Raw genomic sequence first — 21,864 nt, 5'->3', positions numbered from 1 at the left:
CTGAGCTGAAATATTTATCGGATTTCAGTGGGGTTTTGTTCGGTTTTTGTGCGCTTTTTTGCGACTGTGATCAATTTTGGTGTTCATAAAAATTAACGAGCGCCAAGTTCTCTTGGTTAGTGTGTCAGGCGCTTCCAAAAAATCGGATTTATCCAGCCTGGCCAGCGCCAGGCCTTGGCTGCGGTGGTAATCTTGGTGTCCCGTGTGGCCCTTGGCCGCCTACGAAGCCCTTATGGACAGCAATCGGTTCTATTCATGAAGAAATCAGTTGGCATCCTTTCCGGCCTGGCTATCGCCATCGCCGCCGCAATCACCGCTGGCGCCTGGTACACCGGCAAGCAGCTGCCTGCGGAGCTGGACAACGCCCTTGTGCGCAGCAACGCCGAACTCAAGAAGGCCCTGGTAAGCACCGGTGGCAGCATGAGCATCGAGCGGGTGTCACTGGAGCAGCATTTTTTCAGCAGTACCGCCCAGTACCGGCTCAAGGCCCGCGATATCAACCTGGGCGAAGGCGAAGTGGTGAATTTCGACGTGGGCGTGACCGACCAGATCGAGCACGGCCCGTTCCCTTGGTCGCGGGTAAAGGCGCTGAAGCTGATGCCGGTGCTGGCGGTCAGCAACAGCACGCTGCAGAAGGATGACACCACCGCACCGTGGTTCGCCGCCGCGGGCGAGCAGGCCCCGGTCAGCGCACAGACCAGCCTGGGCTACGATGGCAATGTGGTCAGCCAGATCCAGCTGGCGCCGGTCAAACTCGACGAAGCGGATGGCAACAGCCTCGACTTCTCGGGCATGCAACTGCAAGTCGGTGGTGACCAGGAAGGCAAGGCCTCGAGCTTTCAAGGCCAGGCCGACCGTTTCGTGCTGAAACTGGTACGCGATGACCAGCCGCCTGCCACCTTCGAGCTCAACGGCCTGAAGGTCGGCGGCAAGCTGGCGGCCACCGCGCACGAGGCCATCTATGTGGGCAACGTCGACCTGGCGTTGGCCGAAACCAAGGTCACCCTGGGGCCCAAGCAGCAGGTGCTGGTGGTCAAGGGCCTGGAGCAGAACGCCCTGCAGACCCTCGATGGCCCGGATACCGTGGGTGGCCGCGTGGAGTACAAGGTCGGGGATATCACCTGGGATGGCCGTGCGGTGGGCAAGGCGCAAATGGCGGTGAGCATCACTTCGGTCAACGCACCAGCGCTGCAGGCGCTGTCGACGTGGTACCAGGCGCACCTGCCGGAATTCGAGGCTGCCGCTGCCGCCGGCCAACCGGTGCCGGAAATCCAGATGGACGATGAGGAGAAGGCCAGGTTCCAGGGCGAGCTGCAGAAACTGCTGGCTGCCAAGCCCAGGGTGGCGGTGGAAAACCTGTCATTCAAGACCGCCAATGGCGAAAGCCGCTTTGACCTGTCGATGGGCTTCGCTGCCCCGGCCAGCTTCGACCTGCCGCCTGACCAGTTGAGCAAGCAACTGATCACCGAGGTGAAGAGCAAGCTGTCGTTGTCCAAGCCGATGATCGGTGACCTGGCAACCTTGCAGGCGTTGCTGGATGGCCAGACCGACGCCCAGGCCATTGCCATGCAATCGAGCCAGGCCGGGGAAATGGTCGGCATGATGGCGCTGCAGAGCGGCATGGCCACGGTGCAGGGCAATGATGTGGTGAGCAGCCTGCACTATGTCGATGGCATGGTCGACTTCAACGGCAAGAAGATGACCGTGGAAGAGTTCGCGATGCTCATGGCCTCGCACCTGGCGGCCCTGTCGCCGCAGGGCTGATCGAAAGCCTGTACCGGCCTCTTCGCGGGTAAACCCGCTCCCACAGGAGTTTGGCAACCCTGTGGGAGCGGGTTCACCCGCGAAAGGGCCTGCACAGGCAACACAAAAACCACTTTAGAAATCGCTGGATTGTCTGTAGCCTTCGGCCTCCGATAATAATCCGTGCCCGCAGAGGGCCGTGGCGGCCTGTGTGCCGTCCGGCGCCCCTAGCCGATCTGTCAGGGCCGGGTGATACACTCGATTTGACGCGCACAAGCGCCTGCAGGTCCAGCGATCATGACCCAGATTTCCGAACGCCTGTTGGTTCAGGCCCACCTCGACGCCAAGCAGCCCAACCCGCTGACAGCCGAGCAGGAGGCCGAATACCGTGCGGCCATTGCTGCCGAGCTCAAGGCCCAGAACGCCGTGCTGGTCGCCCACTATTACTGCGACCCGGTCATCCAGGCGCTGGCCGAAGAAACCGGCGGTTGCGTGTCCGACTCGCTGGAAATGGCCCGCTTCGGCAAGAACCACCCGGCCGAAACCGTGATCGTTGCCGGTGTGCGCTTCATGGGCGAGACGGCGAAAATCCTCACCCCGGAAAAGCGCGTGCTGATGCCCACCCTGGAGGCCACCTGCTCGCTCGACCTGGGCTGCCCGGTGGAAGAGTTCTCGGCCTTCTGTGACCAGCACCCCGAGCGTACCGTGGTGGTCTATGCCAACACTTCCGCTGCCGTGAAGGCCCGTGCCGACTGGGTTGTAACCTCGAGCTGCGCGCTGGAAATCGTCGAAAGCCTGATGGACAACGGTGAGACCATCATCTGGGGCCCGGACCAGCACCTGGGGCGTTACATTCAGAAGCAAACCGGTGCCGACATGCTGCTGTGGGACGGTGCCTGCATCGTTCACGAAGAGTTCAAGTCGCGTCAGTTGGCCGACATGAAGGCGCTGTACCCGGATGCAGCGATTCTGGTGCACCCTGAGTCGCCGGAAGCGGTGATCGAGCTGGCCGACGCAGTGGGCTCCACCAGCCAGCTGATCAAGGCTGCCCAGACCCTGCCGAACAAGACCTTCATCGTTGCCACCGACCGCGGCATCTTCTACAAGATGCAGCAACTGTGCCCGGACAAGGAATTCGTCGAAGCCCCCACCGCCGGTAACGGCGCGGCGTGCCGCAGTTGCGCGCACTGCCCGTGGATGGCGATGAACACCCTGGAGCGTGTGCTGGATTGCCTGCGTAATGGGTCTAACGAGATTTTTGTCGACCCGGCGCTGGTGCCGAAGGCGATCAAGCCGCTGAACCGGATGCTGGACTTTACCCAGGCGGCGCGCCTGAAGTTGTCCGGTAACGCCTGACGCTGTACCGCGTCGCTTTCTTCGCGGGTAAACCCGCTCCCACAGGTACAGCGCAGCGCTCACGGGCGGTGCGGTCCCTGTGGGAGCGGGTTTACCCGCGAAAGGGCCCTCAACGCCCCATCATTTCCTGAACCATGCGCTGTTGCTCCATGACCTCGCGCTGGCGCTGGTCAATCTGTGCTGCCAGCGGGAAGTTCCCGCCCGCCCGGCGCTTGGCGTAATCCAGCTGCTGGATGGCCTGGTCAAAATCGCCCACCAGGGTGAAGTACTCGGCACGCGCCCGGTGCAAACCAATGGTATTGCCCGAAAGGCCCCGCACTTCGGCCATGTCGTACCACACGTCCGGGTCATCCGGCCGGCTCTTCACCAGCTCGTTCAACACCTTCTCCGCCTCGGCGGGCTTGTTCTGCTTCACCAGCAAGTCGGCACGCACCTGCTTCAGCGGGTAGTTGCCCGGGTACAGCCCCTGCATCCGTTCGGCGCGCTGCTGCGCATCGGCCAGGCGGTTGTTGGTGATGTCCAGGTCGATCTGCGCCAGGTTGTAGGTAATGTCGTTGGGTGCTTTGGCCAGCAGCGGTTTAAGCAGTTCGCGCGCCTCGTTCAACTGGCCGCCCTTGATCTGCGCCAGGGCCAGGCCGTAACGCGCGGCGTCCAGCTTGGGGTCTTCATCTAGCTGGGCGCGGAAGCGTTTGGCCGCCAGCCCCGGGGTGCCTTCGTAGGTCAGCGCCACCCGGGCACGGATCAGCTGGTAGCGCATGCTGTCCTCGACGCCGCCCTTGGGTGCCTGTTCGGCACGGTTGCGGGTGTCGGCGATACGCGACTCGGTTACCGGGTGGGTCAGCAAGAATTCCGGCGGCTTGGCGTCGTAGCGGTACTGCCGGGCCAGGCGCTCGAACATGGTCGGCATGTTGCGCGGGTCGTAGCCGGCCTTTTCCAGGTTCTGGATGCCGATGCGGTCGGCTTCCTGTTCGTTCTGTCGTGAGAAACGTCGCTGTTCCTGGATCGCCGCCGCCTGAGTACCGGCGATCACGCCGATACCGGCATCACCGCCACCACCGGCCGCCAGCACGATACCGGCCAGCAGCGCCGCCATCATCGGCAACTGCATGCGCTGCTGGGCCTCGACGCCGCGGGCGAAGTGGCGCTGCGACAAGTGCGCCAGTTCGTGGGCCAGTACCGAGGCGTACTCGCCTTCGGTCTGGGCGTTGAGGAACAGCCCGCCGTTGACCCCGACGATGCCGCCCGGGGCGGCAAAGGCGTTGAGCTCGCGGCTATCGATGAGGATGAATTCCAGGCGGCGGTCCTGCAGCTGGCTGGTTTCGGCCAGGCGGTACACGCTGGTTTCGACGTAGTCCTTCAGCTGCGGGTCGTTGAGCTGGTTGACCTGGCCGCGCAGCAGGCTCAGCCAGGCACGGCCGAGCTGGTGCTCCTGTTGTGGCGAGACGATCGCGGAACTGGCGTCGCCCAGTGATGGCAGGTCGTCAGCATGGCCGGGAAGGGCCAACAGGCAGGCCAGCGTCAGCAGGGTAGGGCGCAGTAGATTCATGCATGAAGCTCGCGTCGGTCAAAGATACCTACTGTAGCGGGCTCACACGTTGGCGACCAGTGGCGCTATCCTAGCCGGCCAAATCAAGCTACAGCCCGGCAATGCCTTTGGAGAGCCCTGCAATGAGTGACACCCTGACCTGTGACGCCGAACTGGACGCCAGCGGGCTGAATTGCCCTTTGCCGCTGCTGAAGGCCAAGATGGAGCTCAACCGCCTGGCCAGCGGCGCGGTGCTCAAGGTAATCGCCACCGACGCCGGCTCCCAGCGTGACTTCCGCACTTTCGCCCAGTTGGCCGGTCATACCCTGCTGCGGGAAACGGCCGAGGCCGGTACCTACACTTACTGGCTGCGCAAGGCCTGAGTCTTTCCAAGGATCGTCAATGTTCAAAGTGCTTCGCGACTGGATGCAGCGCTACTTCTCCGATGAGGAAGCGGTGGTGCTGGCGGTCCTGTTGTTCCTGGCTTTTACTGCGGTACTCACCCTGGGTGGCATGCTTGCGCCGGTGCTGGCGGGCATGGTGCTGGCGTTTCTGATGCAGGGGCTGGTCAATGCCCTGGAGCGCTTGCGGGTACCCACCCGGTTGGCGGTAATGCTGGTGTTCGCCCTGTTCATGGGCGCGCTGGCGGTGTTCATGCTGGTGCTGGTGCCGCTGCTGTGGCACCAGCTGATCACCCTGTTCAACGAACTGCCGGGCATGCTCGGCAAGTGGCAGTCGTTGCTGTTGCTGTTGCCCGAGCGTTACCCGCACCTGGTGTCTGACGAGCAGGTGCTGCATGCCATCGAGTCGGTGCGCGGGGAAATCGGCAAGTTCGGCCAGTGGGCGCTGACCTTCTCGCTCTCGAGCCTGCCGTTGCTGGTGAACGCCATGATCTACCTGGTGCTGGTGCCGATCCTGGTGTTTTTCTTTCTCAAGGACCGCGAACTGATCGGCCGTTGGGTCAGCGGCTACCTGCCACGCCAGCGCAGCCTGCTGAACCGGGTGGGCAGCGAGATGAACCGGCAGATCGCCAACTACATCCGCGGCAAGGGCATCGAGATCCTGATCTGTGGCATTGCCACCTACATCGCCTTCATCAGCCTGGGGCTCAACTACGCCGCGTTGCTGGCGCTGCTGGTGGGTTTGTCGGTGGTGGTGCCTTACGTGGGCGCGGTGGTGGTGACTGTGCCGGTGACGTTGATCGCACTGTTCCAGTGGGGCTGGGGTGACCAGTTCATCTACCTGATGACGGTGTACGCGATCATCCAGGCGCTGGACGGCAACGTGCTGGTGCCGCTGCTGTTCTCCGAGGCGGTGAGCCTGCACCCGGTGGCGATCATTTGCGCAGTGCTGCTGTTTGGCGGGTTGTGGGGGTTCTGGGGGATCTTCTTCGCCATCCCGCTGGCGACGCTGATCAAGGCCGTGCTGGATGCCTGGCCGCGGCAGGAGCCTAGCGTTTCACCGATGCTCTGAATGCAAATGGGGCCGCTTTGCGGCCCATTCGCAGCACAAGGCTGCTCCTACAGATACCGCGCAAACCCTTGTAGGAGCAGCCTTGTGCTGCGAATGGGCTGCAAAGCAGCCCCATGAATCTCAAGCCTTGTTCAGGGCCTGGGCAGCAGCCAGTACTGCATCCACATGCCCGGGCACCTTCACCCCGCGCCATTCCTGGCGCAGTACACCGTCCTTGTCGATCAGGAAGGTGCTGCGGTCAACGCCCATGTATTCCTTGCCATACAGCTTCTTCAGCTTGATCACGTCGAACAGCTGACACAGGGCTTCGTCCTTGTCGCTGATGAGCTCGAACGGGAAGCCTTGCTTGGCCTTGAAGTTTTCGTGCGACTTGATGCCATCGCGCGACACGCCGAACACCACGGTGTTGGCCGCGGCAAAGGCATCATGCTGGTCGCGGAAACCCTGGCCCTCGGTGGTGCAGCCCGGGGTGCTGTCCTTGGGGTAGAAGTACACCACCACTTGCTGGCCCTTGAGCTCGGCCAGACTGACGGTTTGCCCGCTGGTGGCCTGGGCCTGGAAGTCGGCAACGGGTTGGTCGAGTGCTACAGCCATGGTCGGTTTCCTTACATTGGGTTCTGTGGACGCCATGGCTCGATCAGCGCATCGAGGTTCAGGGCATCGGCAAAGTCCAGGAACTGGTCACGCAGCCAGCTGATCTGGGTGCCGGCCGGCAGAATCACGGTGAACTGGGCGTTGAGCATGCTGCTGCCGGTCTGCGGCGCCAGGTAGGTGTCGCAGGTCATGGCTTCCAGCTCGACGCGGTGGTCGAGGAAGAACTGGCACAGCTCGTTGATGATGTCCGGGCGGTAGGCCGCGCTCACGTAGGCCACGTAGGGCAGGGCCTGCGGGCGTACTTCCTGGTCGGCGCTGCGCACCACGTCCAGGGTCAGGCCATGCTTCTTGCCCAGGCCCGGCAGCATGGCTTCGAGGCGCGCCAGGGCGTCCCAGCTGCCGCCCACCTGCAGTACCAGGGCGCTGGTCTCGCCGTGTCGGCTCAGGCGCGAGGTAACCACTGCGCAGCGGTTTTCGAAGGCAGCGCGGCTGAGGACGTTGGCCAGTTCCATGGGGTTGGGGCCCAAGGCACTGATGACAAGGAATTGTTCGCGGACAGTGGGGGTGGACATGCAGCATTCCTAAAGCGATGAGCGGTCGGTGCAGGACGGGCGAAAGCCTCCTGTCGGCAGGGCCCGGGGCTCGCATGCGAGGTCGTGGACGCTGGCGGGGAGCAAGGTCGACGGCCCGGCGGGCCGCGCTGCACCGATCAAAGCATCAAGGGTAGCGAAATAAGGCGCCGAGGGGAATGCTCCGCCTGCCTGCTTCGCTTGTGCAAGGCCGATGCCCCCAGTACCATTACCGCTCTCTTTTTCCGGCAGGAGCAGTTACATGATTGCGGGCAGTATGGTGGCATTGGTCACACCCATGGATGCACAAGGGCGTGTGGACTGGGGCAGCCTCGACAAACTTGTAGACTTCCACCTGGAAAACGGCACCCACGCGATTGTCGCTGTCGGCACAACCGGTGAGTCCGCCACGCTGGATGTCGAAGAACACATCCTGGTCATCAAGCACGTGGTCGAGCGCGTCAAGCGCAGCAACAAACCGATCCCTGTCATCGCCGGCACCGGTGCCAACTCCACTGCCGAAGCCGTGCACCTGACCCAGAACGCCAAGAATGCCGGCGCCGACGCCTGCCTGCTGGTGGTGCCGTACTACAACAAGCCGACGCAAGAAGGCCTGTACCAGCACTTCAAGCACATTGCCGAAGCCGTCGACATCCCGCAGATCCTCTACAACGTGCCCGGCCGCACCTCCTGCGACATGCAGGCCGAGACCGTGATCCGCCTGTCGAAGGTCAAGAACATCATCGGTATCAAGGAAGCCACCGGCGACCTGGTACGCGCCAAGGCGATCCTCGATGGCGTCGATAGCGACTTCATCGTCCTGTCCGGCGACGACCCGACCGCCGTCGAGCTGATCCTGATGGGCGGCAAGGGCAACATCTCCGTCACCGCCAACGTCGCCCCGCGCGAAATGGCCGATCTGTGCGAGGCCGCCCTTGCGGGCAATGCCGAGAAGGCCCGCGCAATCAACGAAAAACTCATGCCGCTGCACAAAGACCTGTTCTGCGAGTCCAACCCGATTCCGGTGAAATGGGCGCTCGTCGAAATGGGCCTGATGCAAAAGGGTATTCGCCTGCCACTGACCTGGCTGAGCGAAGGCTGCCACGAAAAAGTCCGTACTGCCTTGCGCCAGTCCGGCGTACTGGTTTAAGAGGAAGTACACCGCATGAAGCGACTGGCTGGTCTTTCCGCCCTTGCCCTGATCATCTCCAGCACCAGCGGGTGTGGCTGGCTGTGGGGCGAGGATGGCTATTTCCGCGACCGCGGCAGCGATTACCTGCAGGCGCGCCCGACTGCGCCGATGCAGTTGCCGCCGGACGCCAGCAACGTCAAGCGCCTTGACCCGCTGCTGCCAATCCCGCGTAACGTCGCCGACGACAGCGCCACCGGCGAGTTCGAGGTGCCGCGCCCGCAACCGATGACCGGTGGCGCCGCCCAGGTTACCGACTACAGCCTGCAGCGCAGCGGTAGCAGCCGTTGGGTGCTGGCCCAGCATTCGCCGGCCGAAGTATGGCCGGTGGCTCGCCAATTCTTTGAGGACAACGGCTTCCGCATCGCCGAAGAGCGCCCGCAGACCGGCGAATTCAACACGACCTGGCAGCGTTTCGACGAGCTGTCGGCTTCGCTCGGCCAGCGTCTGGCCAGCACTGCCAGCAGCGCTGACAGCGAAGTGCGGGTGCGTGTGCGCATGGAGCCTGGCGTGCAGCGCAACACCTCCGAGGTGTATGTGGTCAGCGTCGAGCGCCCGGCCGGCAGCACTGCCGAGCCCGATTTCCCGTCCACCTCCAGCAACACCGGTGCCGATGCCCTGCTGGTCGACGAAATGCTTGCCAGCATGAACCGCAGCGCCGAGAAAGGCGGTTCGGTGTCGCTGCTGGCCGCGCGCGATTTCGACGCGCCAAGCCGCGTCAGCCTGAGCGAAGACGGCAGCGGCAACCCGGTGTTGTACCTGGGGGCCGACCTGGACCGCGCCTGGTCCAGCGTGGGCCGTGCCCTGGAACAGGGTGGCGAGTGGCGTGTCGAGGACATTAACCGCAGCCTGGGCCTGTACTACATCAACCTGTCGGAAAAGCCTGAAGACAAGCAGAACCAGCCTGGCTTCTTCGGTCGCATGTTCGGCAGCGAGCCGACCAAGGAAGAGCGTGAAGCCCGTGCCGAGCGCTACCAGGTTCGTCTGAGCAAGGTGGGTGAGAGCGTGCAGGTCACGGTCGAGAAGAACATCAACACCGTGGCTCCGGCCGATGTCGCCCGCCGCGTGCTGAGCGCCATTCAGGACCACCTGGGCTAAGTGCGCTTCGCGGTACTCGGAAGCGGCAGCCAGGGAAACGGCACGCTGATCGCCAGTGGTGACACGTTCATCCTGGTCGATTGCGGGTTTTCCCTGCGCGAGACCGAGCGGCGCCTGGCGCTGCTCGGCGTGTCGGCGGCCCAGCTCAGTGCGGTACTGGTCACCCACGAACATGCCGACCACGTGCATGGGGTCGGCTTGCTGTCACGGCGCTACAATGTACCGGTCTACCTCAGCCAAGGGACCTTGCGCGGTATGCGCAAGCCGGTGGAGGTGGCCGGTTTTCTCGCTTGTGGCGACAGCCTGCGTATCGGCAGCCTGGAAGTGACTGCGGCGCGGGTCGAGCACGATGCCTATGAGCCGCTGCAGTACGTGGTCAGCGACGGCCAGCGGCGCTTCGGCATGCTGACCGACCTGGGCTCGTACGACGCGCTGCTGCTGGAGCGTTACCAGGGCCTGGATGCACTGCTGATCGAGGCCAACCACTGCCGCGACCTGCTGGCACGCGGTCACTACCCGGCCTTTTTGAAGCAACGGGTGGGTGGCATGCAAGGGCATTTGAACAATCACCAGGCTGCGCGCCTGGTGCACGAGTTGGGCTGGCGCAACCTGCAGCACCTGGTGCTGGCCCACCTCAGCAGCAAGAACAACCTGCCACACTTGGCTCGCCAGTGCTTCGTCGACACCCTTGGGTGCGACCCGGACTGGCTCCAGGTGGCGAATCAGGAACACGGGCTCGACTGGCGCGAAATCGCCTAGCCCAACACCTCAAGCAAGCGGAGCCCAATCATGGAAAAACGCGACGAACTTTACCGCGGCAAGGCCAAATCGGTTTACAAGACCGACGACGCCGACCGCTTGATCCTGCTGTTCCGTAACGACACTTCGGCGTTCGACGGCAAGCGTATCGAACAGCTCGACCGCAAAGGCATGGTGAACAACAAGTTCAACGCCTTCATCATGCAGAAACTGGAAGAAGCCGGCGTGCCGACCCAGTTCGACAAGCTGCTGGGCGACAACGAGTGCCTGGTGAAGAAGCTGGACATGATCCCGGTCGAGTGCGTGGTGCGCAACTACGCCGCCGGTAGCCTGGTCAAGCGCCTGGGCGTGGAGGAGGGCATCAAGCTGGAGCCGTCCACCTTCGAACTGTTCCTGAAGAACGACGAGAAGGGCGACCCCTTCATCAACGAGTCCCACGTTGTCGCGTTCGGCTGGGGCACCGCCGAGCAGCTGGCCGAAATGAAAAAGCTGTCGCTGAAGGTCAACGAAGTGCTGAGCAAGCTGTTCGATGACGCCGGCCTGCTGCTGGTCGACTTCAAGCTGGAATTCGGCGTGTTCCACGGCCAGATCGTGCTGGGCGACGAGTTCAGCCCGGACGGCTGCCGCCTGTGGGACAAAGAGACCCGCAAGAAGATGGACAAGGACCGCTTCCGCCAGGGCCTGGGCGATGTGATCGAAGCCTACGAAGAAGTTGCCAAGCGCCTGGGCGTGCCGCTGTAAGCGGCACGTTCACGCAAGCGCCTGATACCACGCGATTTTTTTGAAAAAAAGGTTTGCGTTTTAAAAGAACGCTGGTATGATGCGCGGCATTGGAGAGATGCCGGAGTGGTCGAACGGGACGGATTCGAAATCCGTTGTACTGGCAACAGTACCTAGGGTTCAAATCCCTATCTCTCCGCCATACATCGAGAAGCCCCGCAGATCTAGGTCTGCGGGGCTTTTTCGTTTCTGTATCCATTTTGATACATTTTCGTAAGCGCCATTGCTTGACGCTTAGTGGTGCATTCGGCAGTATTATTTCCAATCGCGCCCGATCCTCTGGTGCTGGCTTGGTCCGGCATTACGTTCGGGCCTTCTTATTTCTGGGAAATGGATTTTGCTGGCACCGAAACCTTTTCGAACCTATCCAGATTTGGTCGCTCTTCTACAACAACGCAGCATGCACGTGCCAGACCCAGCGAGGGCGGAGCGTAAGCTTGCCCAGCTGGGCTACTACCGACTGAGTGGCTATTGGTATCCGGCGCGGGAATTTGATAGAGACCCGACGACCGGGCAGCCTAAAATTTGCCCGATCACCAAAAAGCCACTTCGTCGAGACATCTTTGCTGAGGATGTCTGCTTTGATGACGTAGTTCAGCTCTATAGGTTCGATAAACACCTCCGACTTCTGATGCTCGATGCAATCGAACGGCTCGAAGTAAACCTGAAAACTGTAATCGCCCACGTCGTTGGCTACCACGATCCGATGGCATATACAGATGCTCGGTTCATACAGCCGAAATACACCCGGAATTTCACCTCGCGTGGCAAGGTTCGAAACAAATGGAGTGAGTGGGAGAGCAAACAGCGTGAACTACTGAATAGAAGCAGCGAGGACGCTATCCAGTGGCACCGCCTTTCCTGCAGACCTATCCCGTTTTGGGTTGCTGTGGAAGCTTGGGATTTTGGTACGTTGTCTCGCTACTTCGAGATGCTCCGAGGTACCTATCAGAATCAGATTCTGGCAAGGTTCGGATTGGATCATGCGCAGATCTTTGCCCGCTGGTTGCAAGAGATCAACCTGTTGCGCAATCGGTGCGCTCACCACACTCGAATCTGGAATCAGGTATCGCCGAACCCCCTGTCCGCGCTGGCTGTCGACCCGTTCTTCGCGGCTCTTAACTTGGATAACAACGCCCTGACTAGGCCTTACGGGCTAGTGTCCATCATCTGGTTCCTGCTTAAAAAGCTGGCTCCAAATTCTGATTGGATCAGCAAGGTCGCGGATCTGGTTGATCGCAAGCCGAGGCTGCCAGGATGCACTTTTGCATCATTTGGCTTACCCGGCGAGAGCGGATTTCCACGTGCCGCCTTCGGGATTTAGCACCCCGCAGCTTCGGGTCTGCGGGGCTTTTTCGTTGTGGGTTAAACCTACCTGGATCGGTAATGTCCGGCTATTGAACGTATGTAGCCTTTGATGCCTCGTTCAATGCTTGCTTCAAAACCTGAGCATCGTTGGTCTTCATGGCTTCTTGCAGGAACACTTTGATCGTTTCGGAACTATCGAGAAACCTGGAAGCCTCGAAACGCTTGGTGTTGCTCAAATCCAAGTCGAGAGTTGGCATATCGACGTTCATCTTTTCATCATCCCCAATTCGGCATCATCCAACAGCGCCTTGGCCATCGCACTCAGGTAATGCGAGGCCCAGATCAGTTTCTGGTCGCCGTCCATCAGGCCGGTGATGATCAGGTCGCGGACGTAGCCCATCAGTTCGGATGCCTGTTCGCGGGCGTCCTGGCAGGGGATGCCGGGTTCGATGCGGAATAGCGGGTGGGTGTTGTTTTCGCCTTGGTAGAAGCAGGTCTTGCCGACTGTGGTGGGTTGTTTTGTGTCGTCGGTGGGCATTGGTGAATCTCCCGGGGATTTTGGGTGTCTGTACCGGCCTGTTCGCGGGTGAACCCGCTCCCACAGGTACGGCGCAGTACTTGGGGCGCAGCTCATTACCCTGTGGGAGCGGGTTTACCCGCGAAGAGGCCAGACCTGCTTAGTGCAAGGTGCGCGGCTCAACCGGTAGATGTGCCTGCATCTGCAATTGCATCAATGCCGACTCGACCAGCCCCTGTACCGCCTCCATTTCATGGATCACGGCCTGCATCACGATCGAACTTGGGGCAGTGGGTGTGAGTTGCACGGATTGGCGGGCCACGAACAGGGCGCAGAGTACGTATTCTGAGGACTGGACCAGGGTGTCTTGCAGCGCCTGGGTGGAATCGAGGGAGTGGGGTGGATCGGGGACCATCTTGCGCATGTAAGCTCCTTGGGTAAGTGGAGCCGCCTGGCAACGCTGTCAAACGAATGGAGGCAGCTATACATGGGTTGACAGACCGGTACCCAAGGACCCGGCGCACACGAATGTGCCCCATGCACAGCTGCCATAAAGCGCTGCAACGGAAACTTGAGTAATCGGCCTGTCAAAGCCGGTCGTTGATTTTGCAACGACAAGCCGAGACTAGAGCGCGACCCAATCCGTCGCAACAGTTTGAGCGGTTTGCCAGTATGTTTGGGAAATGGCCTACAAGGAAGGGGATGATTCTGAGTTTGGGTTGTAGGACGGGGTCGCTGCGCGGCGCTTTCGCAGCACAAGGCTGCTCCCACAGGTACTGTCCAATGCTTGAGGGCAGTGATAACCCTGTGGGAGCGGGCGTGCCCGCGAAGAGGCCTGGCCTGCTAATGCAAAGTGCGCAGTTCAGCCGGCAATGGGCCCGCATCACAATCGAACTTGGGGCAGTGGGTTACGGCTGTTTCCAAGCACGAGGTGAGCGCACCCTTGCTGTCTGAATCGTGGCCATGCCGTTACCAGTCCAGGGTGTATGCCACGCTGAATGTGCGGCCCTCAGCGTTGGGGTATGGCGCTCTGCCGCTGGCTTGCGTCAGCAGCGTTTCGTAGCTGCGGTTGGTCAGGTTGTGGATGCTCCCCTCCAGGCGGCCCTCGGGCAGATTCAGGGTGCCGATCAGGTCGACCAAGGTGTAGCCGTCGATTTCGCGGCCATTGTTGTCCTTGGCGGCGGCATCGTAATCGGCCAGTTGCATGCCTTGCAGGCGCACGCTGTAGTCATCGTTGGCATAGCCGACGAACAGTGTGGTCTTGGCGGGGGCGATGCGGGTTGCCGGCAGGTCGATCCATTTGCCGTTCTGCTCTGTTTCACCCTTGGCATAGGCGTAGGTACCGCCCACCGACCAGCGCTCGGTCATGTACCAGGTCAGGCTGCTCTCGATGCCGCGCACACGTTCCTTCTGGTTGATCAGGCGCAGCACGCGGTCGTTGGCGTCGAAGAACTGGGTAACATCCGAGGTATTGTTGTACACCGTCACCTGCGCTTGCAGCGGGTTCCAGTTGCCACGCCAGCCGAGTTCATAGCTGTCGACCTTGATCGCTTGCGCATTCAGGTTCTGGATGTTGTAGCTGCTGTTCACGTCGCGCAGGAAGCGCTGGATATCCGGCAGCGAGAAGCCCTGGCTGAAGTTGGCGAACAGGTCCTGGTTCTCGGTGAAGTGGTACACCGCGCCGAGGTTGTACAGGGTGTCGTCGTACTTGAGGGTACCGCCTGGCAACGTGGCCCGGTTGCCGGTCTGGACGATCTCGCCATAGGCGATGCTGTCTTCGACCTTGCTCTCGATCCATTCACGCCGCACCCCGCCACGGAAGGTCCAGTCGCCCACGTCCCAGGCCATTTGTGCGAACAGCGCGCGGGTCGTGGTTTCCAGGTCCGGGCCCAGCTCGTAGGTGGTGCCGGTCTTCTGGTAGTCCAGGCCGTTGACGGTGTACTGATCACCGCGCTGGCGGGCGAATTCGTGGCTGTAGTCCGCACCCCACACCAGGCTGCCCGTGGCTGGCCCGATGTCTGGCAGCGGTGTATCGATGGCCGTGCGTACGCCGTAGACGGTGGTTTCGCTGTCGGTGGCCGAAACGCCGGCGCGCCCGCGTGAGATATCCGGGAAGAACAGGGCTTCGGATTTTCGCCAGTAGCTTTCGATGTTCAGGCCTTGGCCGAAGAAGTCCTGGTCGGTGTAGTTGAGGTTGGCGGCGCGGTTATGTGTCGAGGGCTGGTCATCCAGTTCCAGGCCTTTCACCGCGACTGCTTCGCGGGTGTTGCGCGGGTCCTTGGTGTAGCCCGTGTCCTGCTCGTCCTTGTAGTCCTGCAGGCCGAGGGTCAGCTTCTTGTCGTCATCTAGCGCGAAGCCGAAGCGCCCCTGCAGGTCGTAGGTGTCGGTGTCCATGTTCGACCCCTGCGACGTGTCCTGGGGGATGCGCTTGCCGTCGGCATCGAACTGGTCGTTGCGCTGGGTGTACGCGCCGGACAGGTACCAGTCCACCGGGCCCTGGCGGCCTGTTGCGCTCTGGAAGCCTTCGTAGGCGAAGCCCTTGTGGCTGAAGTTGTCGCCTGTCGTCATCCCCAGCTTGCTGGTGAAGGCGAGGTCCTGGCCTTGGTTGCGCTTGGTGATGATGTTGATCATCCCGCCGGAGGCACCGGCGCCATACACACTGCTGGCCCCGGAGATGACTTCGATGCGTTCGATGCTGTCGGGCGAGATGCTGTTGAGCTGGCGGAAGTTGTCACGGGTGGCGTTCTGCGACACCCCGTCGATCAATACCAGCATGTTGCGACCACGCAGGGTCTGGCCGTAGTTGCTCATGCCGCCGCTGGACGGGGCGAGACCGGGGATGAGTTGCCCGAGGATGTCGGCAACCCGGCGGCCAGCACCCATCTGTTCGCGGATCTGAGGTGCGTCGATGACCTGCACCGAGCCCGGAATGGACGCGATCGTCGATTCGACACGGGTGGCGGAGGTCACCGTCGCTTGCAACTGCACGGCATCGTCGTGCGGCGTTTCTTCGGCCCAGGCTTGTGGGCCGAAGGCGGCGGTCAAGGAAATCAACAGCGAAAGTCGAGAGGGTTTCATGGCAGTGCTTTTCTAGGTGTTATTGGAAGGGGTGGCAGAAAAGAACGAAGGTGAAGCGTTGTGGCTGCGCCGTATGATGCCGATGAACAGCGCGGCACCCAGGTAGGCCAGGGCGACGAACCAGAAGGCATGGTGCAGGCCGGCGATGGCCATGGCGGCGCCACCGAGCACGGTGCCGAGCAAGGCGCCGGCCTTGGCCGCGCTGTTACCCAGGCCCATGGCGAAGCCCTGCTGCTGATGACTGACCGTTGAGGCGATCAGCATGTAGGCCACCGGTAGCAAGGCACCTTGCCAGGCACCCCAGATCAGCCGGGTGGCCAGGAAGGCCGGCCATTCTCCGACCAGGGCCGTCGCGGCCAGGGTGGCGGCGCACAACCAGGCGACCAGCTCGATCACCCTCAGGGTGCGTGCGGGTTGCAGGCGATCAAACAGCCGCCCCCACAGCGGCGCCGAGAGCGCCAGGGTCAGCGCACTGGCGCCATAGGTTGCGCCGATCAGCCAGCTGGGTGCCGCGAGCACTTGTGAGACATACAGGGCATAGAACGGCTGCGGCATGATCTTGGCAGCCTGGATCAGCACGATGACCAGCAGGATCCCGCCGAGCCAGCGCTTGGGCAGGGCCTCGGCTTTACTGCCCGGCTGTTTCGATGGCCGATGATGCGGCGGGTCCGCTGGCAGCCAGAGGGCGGCCAGGGCACACGCCAGGCAGATGCCGGTGGCGCTGAAGCAGAGCAGGGCGAAGCCAGAACTGTCGATCAGCCATCCGCCCAGCGCCGGGCCCAGCAACGACCCCACAGCGGTGGCCGACTGCAGGTGTGCCAGAGTGCGGCCACGCGAGGTGGCATCGCACCAGTGCAGCGCATAGGCCTGGGCCGCGGCGAGAAAGCCGGCCAGTGCACCTTGGGCAATGCGGATAGCGACCAGCCCCCAGGCGTTGCTGATGATCGCTGCCAGGCCCTGGCAAAGTGCCAGGGCCAGCAATGCCCGCAGGATCATGGGCTTGTGGCCGGTACGGTCACCCAGGCGCCCCCAGAATGGGGTCAGCAACATCGCCGCCACCATGGGCCCGGCGTAGACCGCCGAAGACAGTACGGCGGTCAGGTTGCTGCCGATATCACCTGCCAGCGCCTGGATCTGCAGCGGCCAGAAGGGGCCGCTCATTTCCATGGCCCCCATCGACAGCAGCTGGATGACGATCAGCAGTCGCAAGGCGAATGCATTAGCGTTCATCGGCACCTGCTCGCAGGGGGTTGGCCAGGCGCCCGACGATGTCGGCGTGGCCGTCGATCAGGCGCATGCGCATGAACGACTTGGCCGGCCAGTCCAGTTCGAGCAAGGCTTCACGTTCCTGCACCCAGCGCTCGGGGCGCACCTGCGATTCGAGCGACGAGAAGCAGTTTTCGACCTGGCGGGCGAGCAGCGCCCAGAGGTCGTCCTCCGCTGCCTCCCAGTGACGCGCACAGAGCAGCACCAGTTCACCCAGGTGGCACATGAAGGTGGTGTGCAGCAGCTTGTCGCGGACGAAGGCGTCGTCGTCGAACAGGGTCATCTTCGGGTCATGCAAAACCAGATCGAGGCCGTGGGCGTGGAGGCTCGCACGGTCGATGCGGATATCGCCGAAGTCGCGAATCAGCAGGCGTGCCGGCGCGCCATCGGTGCCCATGACCATGAAACTGTTCTGCTGGTGGGCTTCGAACGCCACACCGTACTTGAGGTACATGCCGAGCAGGGCGGGGACGGCGATACCGATGTAGCGGGTGAAGAATTCCACCATGGCCGCGCGGTCGTCACGGCCGGTCGTGAGCTTCACCCATTGGCGTACCAAGGGGTTCTGCGCTTCGTCCGTGGCGAACAGGCTGCCCACGGGGATCGCGATTTCACCCTCCGCCAGCCGGCTCCAGGGGTTGTCGCGGTACAAGGTGCCGAGATGACGGGCGTGATCATCGTTGGCCGGGGCGGGGGTGTAGTGGACGCCGATGCGCTCCGGCACGATGTCCAGCAGCGCCGCAAGGTCGGGTTCACGCTCCAGAATCTGCAGCAGCAGGTGGCTTATCCGTGGGCCCATGCGTGCCGAGCGTGGCGATACCGTGCGCTGCACGCTGGTGAGTCGCAGCGAAACCGGCAACTTGACCATCGGGGCGGTGCGGCTGGCTTGCGGCAGCACGGTCCGGAAGGACATGGTCGGGGCCGCGTTGAAGGCGACGATATCGGTCTTGATCAACAGGCGATCCGACATTTCCCCGGTGAAATCCTGGGCCAATGCCTCGTCGGCTTGCCAGGGGTGCACCGGCAAGGGCAAGTAGTCGTCAATGGCCAGGCCGCAGGCCGTCAGATGATGTTCGAGTTGCCGCGCGGCTTCAGGGAAGTGTTCGCTCCACCAGTGCCAGTAGTCTTCGGTGCCAGGCAACTTTTCCACATGAGCGTACTGGCGATGAAGTGCATACAGTTGAATATCAAGTGTTGCGCAGAACTCAGGCGAATAGTTGATAACTTGGTCGGTATTCAATCCTAACTTGGTCTTGTAGTTGGGATGCCACGGGTGCCCGAGTGTGCCCCATTGTTCCAGAAGAATTGACGGGTTGAACGGCGCATCCATGCGCTGCAGGGCGGCCAACAGACCTGCGTTACCGCTTTGTTCTGCCAGGGATCGTGACCAGTTGTCGTGATAGGCCAGGCACAGCGTGTCATTGATCAGGCTGTCGTCCAGTTCGACCGCCAGCCTTTTGATCACGGCCTGGCTGGGCGCTTGTTCGAAGGCATCACTCAAGACAGTCAGGAGTTCTGACGGCCAGGCGATGCGGTGATCGGCAGCGTTTGTGCGGTGAACGTAAACGTAACCGCGCAGATCCCAGCTATTCATGCCGCCGGGGCGCAGGTAGTCGAAGCTGACGCTCGATGTTCCCCCTGGCAGGTCGATGCGCGGGGTCGGTAAGGAAAGCGAGGCGCTGTTACGAATCAGGCCTTCTCTGAGCAGCGCCTGGGTCAGGCGTTGCAGGCTGCGGTTGCGAGCCGGCTCTAGTGCGGCCTGCAAGTGCGAGAGGGTAATGGACCGGGCTTCGAATTGTGGCGTGCACAGGGCCTGTGCCCAGCGAGACAGCAGCAGCTGCTCCGAAGGTTTGGAGAGGGGGAACATACGAAATCCTTGTCGCGGAAGTTTGGCGGCGGGCAGAGACTACAAAGGCAAAGATGCAAATGCAAGAGATTATCAATTTTATTTACGTGTTCTTTTTACGCATGCCACCAACTAGGCTTACTTGGCCTAAGGGAATCTACGTGCTGGCCATTACATGGCATGAACTTGACTGTTTTATCAATTTTCATGTCGGTTTTCTGCGCCGCAACAAAGTGTTTTGGTACAACTCTAACTATCAACGGCGAGGTGTTTTGGCGGGGCAAGCAAGCAGTCGGCAGAGGCGTCGCACGCTGAGCTCACATTGCCAATCCGGGCCTGATCGACCGGCTTCGTCAATCCCTATCTTTCCGTCATACAAGATGAAGCCCCCGGAAACGAAAGTTTTCAGGGGCTTTTTATGGTGTCGTCGGTGGGCATTGGTGAATTTCCCTTGGATCCTGGGTGTCTGTACCGGCTTCTTCGCGGGCACGCCCGCGAAGAAGGCCATGCGCTGCTTGGATCCATTGCCCAGGTTCTGTATCATCCCGTCGCCATCAGACGATGGCCGAAGATGATTCATATAAAGGATTTAGTATGAAAAAGCTGTTCAAGGCTACCGTAGCCGTTGCTGTCGTTTCGGGTGTTGCCCTGCTGTCGGGTTGCACTGGTCAGGTTTACAACCAGCCGAAAAACTGCACCTACGACTACCTGTTCCACCCTTCGGTTTCCATCTCCAAGATCATCGGTGGCTGCGGCCCGATCGATAAACTGCCTCAGCAGCAGTAATCTTGGCGGTACCCAGATCGCGACGCTTGCGGCGTGATCCAAGGCCCCCGGTCATGTAGATGATCGGGGGTTTTTGTTTTTCGGCGTGACAATCTGCCACTGGGGCAACCCGTCGCCTTGACGTTCCGACCGGTAATTTGTTTGCGCTGGCATTTAAGCTACAATCGGAAAAACGATTCAGCCATGTCGGTCAATTCGACAAAAGGCCGAGTCGTTTTCTGGTTCTCTGGCTGCTGAACAATGATCAACAACAAGCTTGCGCTGCAGAACACGCTTTACCTGGGCCAGCCACAGGCCCGCCCTCTGTTCTCCTGACTGGAATTGATCAATGTTCAAGAAAGCTGGCAAGACCTTGCTAGGTCTGGCTGTCGCTGCAAGCTTCATGCAAGCGCACGCCGCAGAAACCAAGAAAGTAGACGTGCTGCTGGTCGGCGGCGGCATCATGAGCTCGACCCTGGCCGTGTGGCTGCACGAGCTGGAGCCAAGCTGGTCGATGGAAATGGTAGAGCGCCTGGATGGCGTGGCCGAAGAAAGCTCCAACGGCTGGAACAACGCCGGTACCGGCCACTCCGCGCTGGCCGAGCTGAACTACACCCCGGAAGACAAAGACGGCAACGTCAACATCGCCAAGGCCATCGAAATCAACGAGGCCTTCCAGGTCTCCCGCCAGTTCTGGGCCTGGCAGGTCCGCCAGGGCGTGCTGAAGAACCCGCACTCGTTCATCAACACCACGCCGCACATGAGCTTCGTGTGGGGCGATGACAACATCAAGTTCCTGAAGAAGCGTTACGACGCGCTGCAGGCCAGCCCGCTGTTCCGCCCGATGCAGTACTCCGAGGACCATGCGCAGATCGCCAAGTGGGTCCCGCTGATGATGGAAGGCCGCGACCCGAACCAGAAGCTGGCCGTGACCTGGACGCCGATCGGCACCGACGTCAACTTCGGCGAGATCACCCGACAGTTCGTCGGCCACCTGAAAACCCAGAAAAACTTCGACCTGAAGCTGTCCAGCGAAGTGCAGGACATCACCCGCAACAAGGACGGCTCGTGGCACGTCGAGTACAAGAACCTGAAGGACGGTAGCGAATCGGCCACCGACGCCAAGTTCCTGTTCATCGGTGCCGGCGGCGGCGCGCTGAAGCTGCTGCAGAAGTCGGGCATTCCTGAAGCCAAGGAATACGCAGGCTTCCCGGTGGGCGGCTCGTTCCTGGTGACCGAGAACCCGACCGTGGCCATGCAGCACATGGCCAAGGCCTACGGCATCGCCTCGACCGGCGCGCCACCCATGTCGGTTCCGCACCTGGACACCCGCGTGCTGGATGGCAAGCGCGTGATCCTGTTCGGCCCATTCGCCACCTTCTCGACCAAGTTCCTGAAGAACGGCTCGTACCTGGACCTGCTGAGCAGCACCACCACCCACAACGTGTGGCCGATGACCAAGGTCGGCATCGATCAGTACCCGCTGGTGGAATACCTCGCTGGCCAGCTGATGCTGTCTGATGATGACCGCTTCGAAGCCCTGCGCACCTACTTCCCGAACGCCAAGAAGGAAGACTGGCGCCTGTGGCAGGCCGGCCAGCGCGTGCAGATCATCAAGCGTGATGCCGAGAAAGGTGGCGTGCTGAAGCTGGGCACCGAAGTGGTTGCTTCCGAAGACCGCACCATTGCCGGCCTGCTGGGTGCATCGCCAGGTGCTTCGACTGCTGCACCGATCATGCTGAACGTGCTGGAAACCGTGTTCAAGGAGAAGGTCGCTACCCCTGAGTGGCAGGCCAAGATCAAGCAGATCGTGCCTAGCTACGGCACCAAGCTGAACGAGTCGGCGGCAGCCACCCAGAAAGAGTGGAACTACACAGCTGAAGTGCTGCAGCTGGAGAAGCCACCGGTGATCGACGAGAGCGTCGGCACCACGGTTGCACCGAGCCAGCCGGTTGAGAGCAAGCCTGAGAATGACATGGCGCTGTAAGCGGCTATTGT

19 protein-coding genes, 1 tRNA gene and 1 pseudogene are annotated in these 21,864 nt (G+C 61.6%); 12 read left to right on the top strand and 9 right to left on the bottom strand.

From position 1 onward, the window contains the following. The first annotated feature begins 255 nt into the window (after positions 1-255). Complete coding sequence (locus CAY82_RS20545; RefSeq protein ID WP_087502828.1) at positions 256-1,764, top strand: YdgA family protein; 1,509 nt, start codon at positions 256-258, stop codon at positions 1,762-1,764. A 276-nt stretch (positions 1,765-2,040) separates the two neighbouring features. Beyond that, positions 2,041-3,099, top strand: a complete 1,059-nt coding sequence (gene nadA, locus CAY82_RS20540) for a quinolinate synthase NadA (protein ID WP_019472564.1) — start codon at positions 2,041-2,043, stop codon at positions 3,097-3,099. Between the two features lie 109 nt (positions 3,100-3,208). Here nadA and CAY82_RS20535 read toward each other — a convergent pair whose 3' ends face one another. Next, the gene (locus CAY82_RS20535; protein ID WP_063913009.1) at positions 3,209-4,645 is read right to left on the bottom strand and encodes a M48 family metalloprotease; all 1,437 of its coding nucleotides are present in this window, start codon (positions 4,643-4,645) and stop codon (positions 3,209-3,211) included. Between the two features lie 122 nt (positions 4,646-4,767). On the opposite strand from CAY82_RS20535, the gene CAY82_RS20530 reads away from it, so the two are divergent. Continuing rightward, on the top strand, positions 4,768-5,007 hold the full coding sequence (locus CAY82_RS20530; protein ID WP_008097503.1) for a sulfurtransferase TusA family protein: 240 nt from the start codon (positions 4,768-4,770) through the stop codon (positions 5,005-5,007). Positions 5,008-5,026: 19 nt separating this feature from the next. Then, positions 5,027-6,097: an AI-2E family transporter gene (locus tag CAY82_RS20525; RefSeq protein WP_015271461.1), complete on the top strand. Its 1,071-nt coding sequence runs from the start codon at positions 5,027-5,029 to the stop codon at positions 6,095-6,097. A 120-nt stretch (positions 6,098-6,217) separates the two neighbouring features. Here CAY82_RS20525 and CAY82_RS20520 read toward each other — a convergent pair whose 3' ends face one another. Both CAY82_RS20520 and CAY82_RS20515 read right to left on the bottom strand, forming a co-directional pair. Continuing rightward, a complete protein-coding gene (locus tag CAY82_RS20520) occupies positions 6,218-6,691 on the bottom strand; it encodes a peroxiredoxin (protein WP_003254742.1) in 474 nt (157 codons plus the stop codon). An 11-nt stretch (positions 6,692-6,702) separates the two neighbouring features. Beyond that, complete coding sequence (locus tag CAY82_RS20515; RefSeq protein WP_013973793.1) at positions 6,703-7,263, bottom strand: glycine cleavage system protein R; 561 nt, start codon at positions 7,261-7,263, stop codon at positions 6,703-6,705. Positions 7,264-7,522: 259 nt separating this feature from the next. Here CAY82_RS20515 and dapA point away from each other — a divergent pair, with 259 nt between their 5' ends. The 6 genes from dapA to CAY82_RS20485 all read left to right on the top strand — a co-directional run bounded on the left by dapA (position 7,523) and on the right by CAY82_RS20485 (position 12,410). Continuing rightward, positions 7,523-8,410, top strand: a complete 888-nt coding sequence (gene dapA / locus CAY82_RS20510) for a 4-hydroxy-tetrahydrodipicolinate synthase (RefSeq protein WP_087502827.1) — start codon at positions 7,523-7,525, stop codon at positions 8,408-8,410. Between the two features lie 15 nt (positions 8,411-8,425). Continuing rightward, the gene (bamC, locus tag CAY82_RS20505; protein WP_004375223.1) at positions 8,426-9,547 is read left to right on the top strand and encodes an outer membrane protein assembly factor BamC; all 1,122 of its coding nucleotides are present in this window, start codon (positions 8,426-8,428) and stop codon (positions 9,545-9,547) included. Then, on the top strand, positions 9,548-10,306 hold the full coding sequence (locus CAY82_RS20500) for an MBL fold metallo-hydrolase (protein WP_087502826.1): 759 nt from the start codon (positions 9,548-9,550) through the stop codon (positions 10,304-10,306). A gap of 30 nt (positions 10,307-10,336) precedes the next feature. Continuing rightward, positions 10,337-11,047 carry a phosphoribosylaminoimidazolesuccinocarboxamide synthase gene (gene purC / locus CAY82_RS20495; RefSeq protein ID WP_004375217.1) on the top strand — a complete coding sequence of 237 codons (711 nt, stop codon included), beginning with the start codon at positions 10,337-10,339 and terminating at the stop codon, positions 11,045-11,047. 91 nt (positions 11,048-11,138) lie between these two features. Continuing rightward, a tRNA-Ser gene (locus CAY82_RS20490) sits at positions 11,139-11,228 on the top strand. Positions 11,229-11,486: 258 nt separating this feature from the next. Then, positions 11,487-12,410 (top strand): Abi family protein, encoded by a 924-nt coding sequence (locus CAY82_RS20485; RefSeq protein ID WP_087502825.1) that lies wholly within the window; start codon positions 11,487-11,489, stop codon positions 12,408-12,410. 85 nt (positions 12,411-12,495) lie between these two features. Here CAY82_RS20485 and CAY82_RS20480 read toward each other — a convergent pair. From CAY82_RS20480 to CAY82_RS20455, 6 genes and pseudogenes are all read right to left on the bottom strand, one after another. Continuing rightward, positions 12,496-12,663: pseudogene (locus CAY82_RS20480) on the bottom strand (putative addiction module antidote protein); the annotation flags it as partial. After that, the gene (locus CAY82_RS20475; RefSeq protein ID WP_085665261.1) at positions 12,660-12,932 is read right to left on the bottom strand and encodes a DUF3077 domain-containing protein; all 273 of its coding nucleotides are present in this window, start codon (positions 12,930-12,932) and stop codon (positions 12,660-12,662) included. The gene CAY82_RS20475 and the pseudogene CAY82_RS20480, both read right to left, overlap by 4 nt. Positions 12,933-13,071: 139 nt before the next feature. Next, positions 13,072-13,335, bottom strand: a complete 264-nt coding sequence (locus CAY82_RS20470; protein WP_087502823.1) for a hypothetical protein — start codon at positions 13,333-13,335, stop codon at positions 13,072-13,074. Positions 13,336-13,880: 545 nt separating this feature from the next. Continuing rightward, the gene (locus CAY82_RS20465) at positions 13,881-15,989 is read right to left on the bottom strand and encodes a TonB-dependent receptor (RefSeq protein ID WP_087502822.1); all 2,109 of its coding nucleotides are present in this window, start codon (positions 15,987-15,989) and stop codon (positions 13,881-13,883) included. A gap of 12 nt (positions 15,990-16,001) precedes the next feature. Beyond that, complete coding sequence (locus tag CAY82_RS20460) at positions 16,002-17,219, bottom strand: MFS transporter (RefSeq protein ID WP_087502821.1); 1,218 nt, start codon at positions 17,217-17,219, stop codon at positions 16,002-16,004. Then, positions 17,209-19,122, bottom strand: coding sequence for an IucA/IucC family siderophore biosynthesis protein (locus CAY82_RS20455; RefSeq protein WP_087502820.1), 1,914 nt, complete (start codon positions 19,120-19,122; stop codon positions 17,209-17,211). The genes CAY82_RS20460 and CAY82_RS20455 overlap by 11 nt, the downstream gene beginning before the upstream one ends. Before the next feature lie 573 nt (positions 19,123-19,695). Here CAY82_RS20455 and CAY82_RS20450 point away from each other — a divergent pair. After that, positions 19,696-19,887: a YhfL family protein gene (locus CAY82_RS20450; RefSeq protein ID WP_003254720.1), complete on the top strand. Its 192-nt coding sequence runs from the start codon at positions 19,696-19,698 to the stop codon at positions 19,885-19,887. 328 nt (positions 19,888-20,215) lie between these two features. Further along, entirely contained in the window at positions 20,216-21,853 is a 1,638-nt protein-coding gene (gene mqo / locus CAY82_RS20445) for a malate dehydrogenase (quinone) (RefSeq protein ID WP_087502819.1), read from the top strand. The last annotated feature ends 11 nt before the right edge of the window (positions 21,854-21,864 follow it).

Origin of the sequence: Pseudomonas sp. SID14000 (assembly GCF_002165135.1) — a bacterium.
GTDB lineage: Bacteria > Pseudomonadota > Gammaproteobacteria > Pseudomonadales > Pseudomonadaceae > Aquipseudomonas.
This window is presented reverse-complemented; position numbering and strand designations above follow the sequence as displayed.

Bases quoted from the DNA above. Each gene is read 5' to 3' on its own strand.
- CAY82_RS20545 (WP_087502828.1), top strand. From the start codon at position 256: ATGAAGAAATCAGTTGGCATCCTTTCCGGCCTGGCTATCGCCATCGCC.
- nadA (WP_019472564.1), top strand. From the start codon at position 2,041: ATGACCCAGATTTCCGAACGCCTGTTGGTTCAGGCCCACCTCGACGCC.
- CAY82_RS20535 (WP_063913009.1), bottom strand. From the start codon at position 4,645: ATGAATCTACTGCGCCCTACCCTGCTGACGCTGGCCTGCCTGTTGGCC.
- CAY82_RS20530 (WP_008097503.1), top strand. From the start codon at position 4,768: ATGAGTGACACCCTGACCTGTGACGCCGAACTGGACGCCAGCGGGCTG.
- CAY82_RS20525 (WP_015271461.1), top strand. From the start codon at position 5,027: ATGTTCAAAGTGCTTCGCGACTGGATGCAGCGCTACTTCTCCGATGAG.
- CAY82_RS20520 (WP_003254742.1), bottom strand. From the start codon at position 6,691: ATGGCTGTAGCACTCGACCAACCCGTTGCCGACTTCCAGGCCCAGGCC.
- CAY82_RS20515 (WP_013973793.1), bottom strand. From the start codon at position 7,263: ATGTCCACCCCCACTGTCCGCGAACAATTCCTTGTCATCAGTGCCTTG.
- dapA (WP_087502827.1), top strand. From the start codon at position 7,523: ATGATTGCGGGCAGTATGGTGGCATTGGTCACACCCATGGATGCACAA.
- bamC (WP_004375223.1), top strand. From the start codon at position 8,426: ATGAAGCGACTGGCTGGTCTTTCCGCCCTTGCCCTGATCATCTCCAGC.
- purC (WP_004375217.1), top strand. From the start codon at position 10,337: ATGGAAAAACGCGACGAACTTTACCGCGGCAAGGCCAAATCGGTTTAC.
- CAY82_RS20485 (WP_087502825.1), top strand. From the start codon at position 11,487: ATGCACGTGCCAGACCCAGCGAGGGCGGAGCGTAAGCTTGCCCAGCTG.
- CAY82_RS20475 (WP_085665261.1), bottom strand. From the start codon at position 12,932: ATGCCCACCGACGACACAAAACAACCCACCACAGTCGGCAAGACCTGC.
- CAY82_RS20470 (WP_087502823.1), bottom strand. From the start codon at position 13,335: ATGCGCAAGATGGTCCCCGATCCACCCCACTCCCTCGATTCCACCCAG.
- CAY82_RS20465 (WP_087502822.1), bottom strand. From the start codon at position 15,989: ATGAAACCCTCTCGACTTTCGCTGTTGATTTCCTTGACCGCCGCCTTC.
- CAY82_RS20460 (WP_087502821.1), bottom strand. From the start codon at position 17,219: ATGAACGCTAATGCATTCGCCTTGCGACTGCTGATCGTCATCCAGCTG.
- CAY82_RS20455 (WP_087502820.1), bottom strand. From the start codon at position 19,122: ATGTTCCCCCTCTCCAAACCTTCGGAGCAGCTGCTGCTGTCTCGCTGG.
- CAY82_RS20450 (WP_003254720.1), top strand. From the start codon at position 19,696: ATGAAAAAGCTGTTCAAGGCTACCGTAGCCGTTGCTGTCGTTTCGGGT.
- mqo (WP_087502819.1), top strand. From the start codon at position 20,216: ATGTTCAAGAAAGCTGGCAAGACCTTGCTAGGTCTGGCTGTCGCTGCA.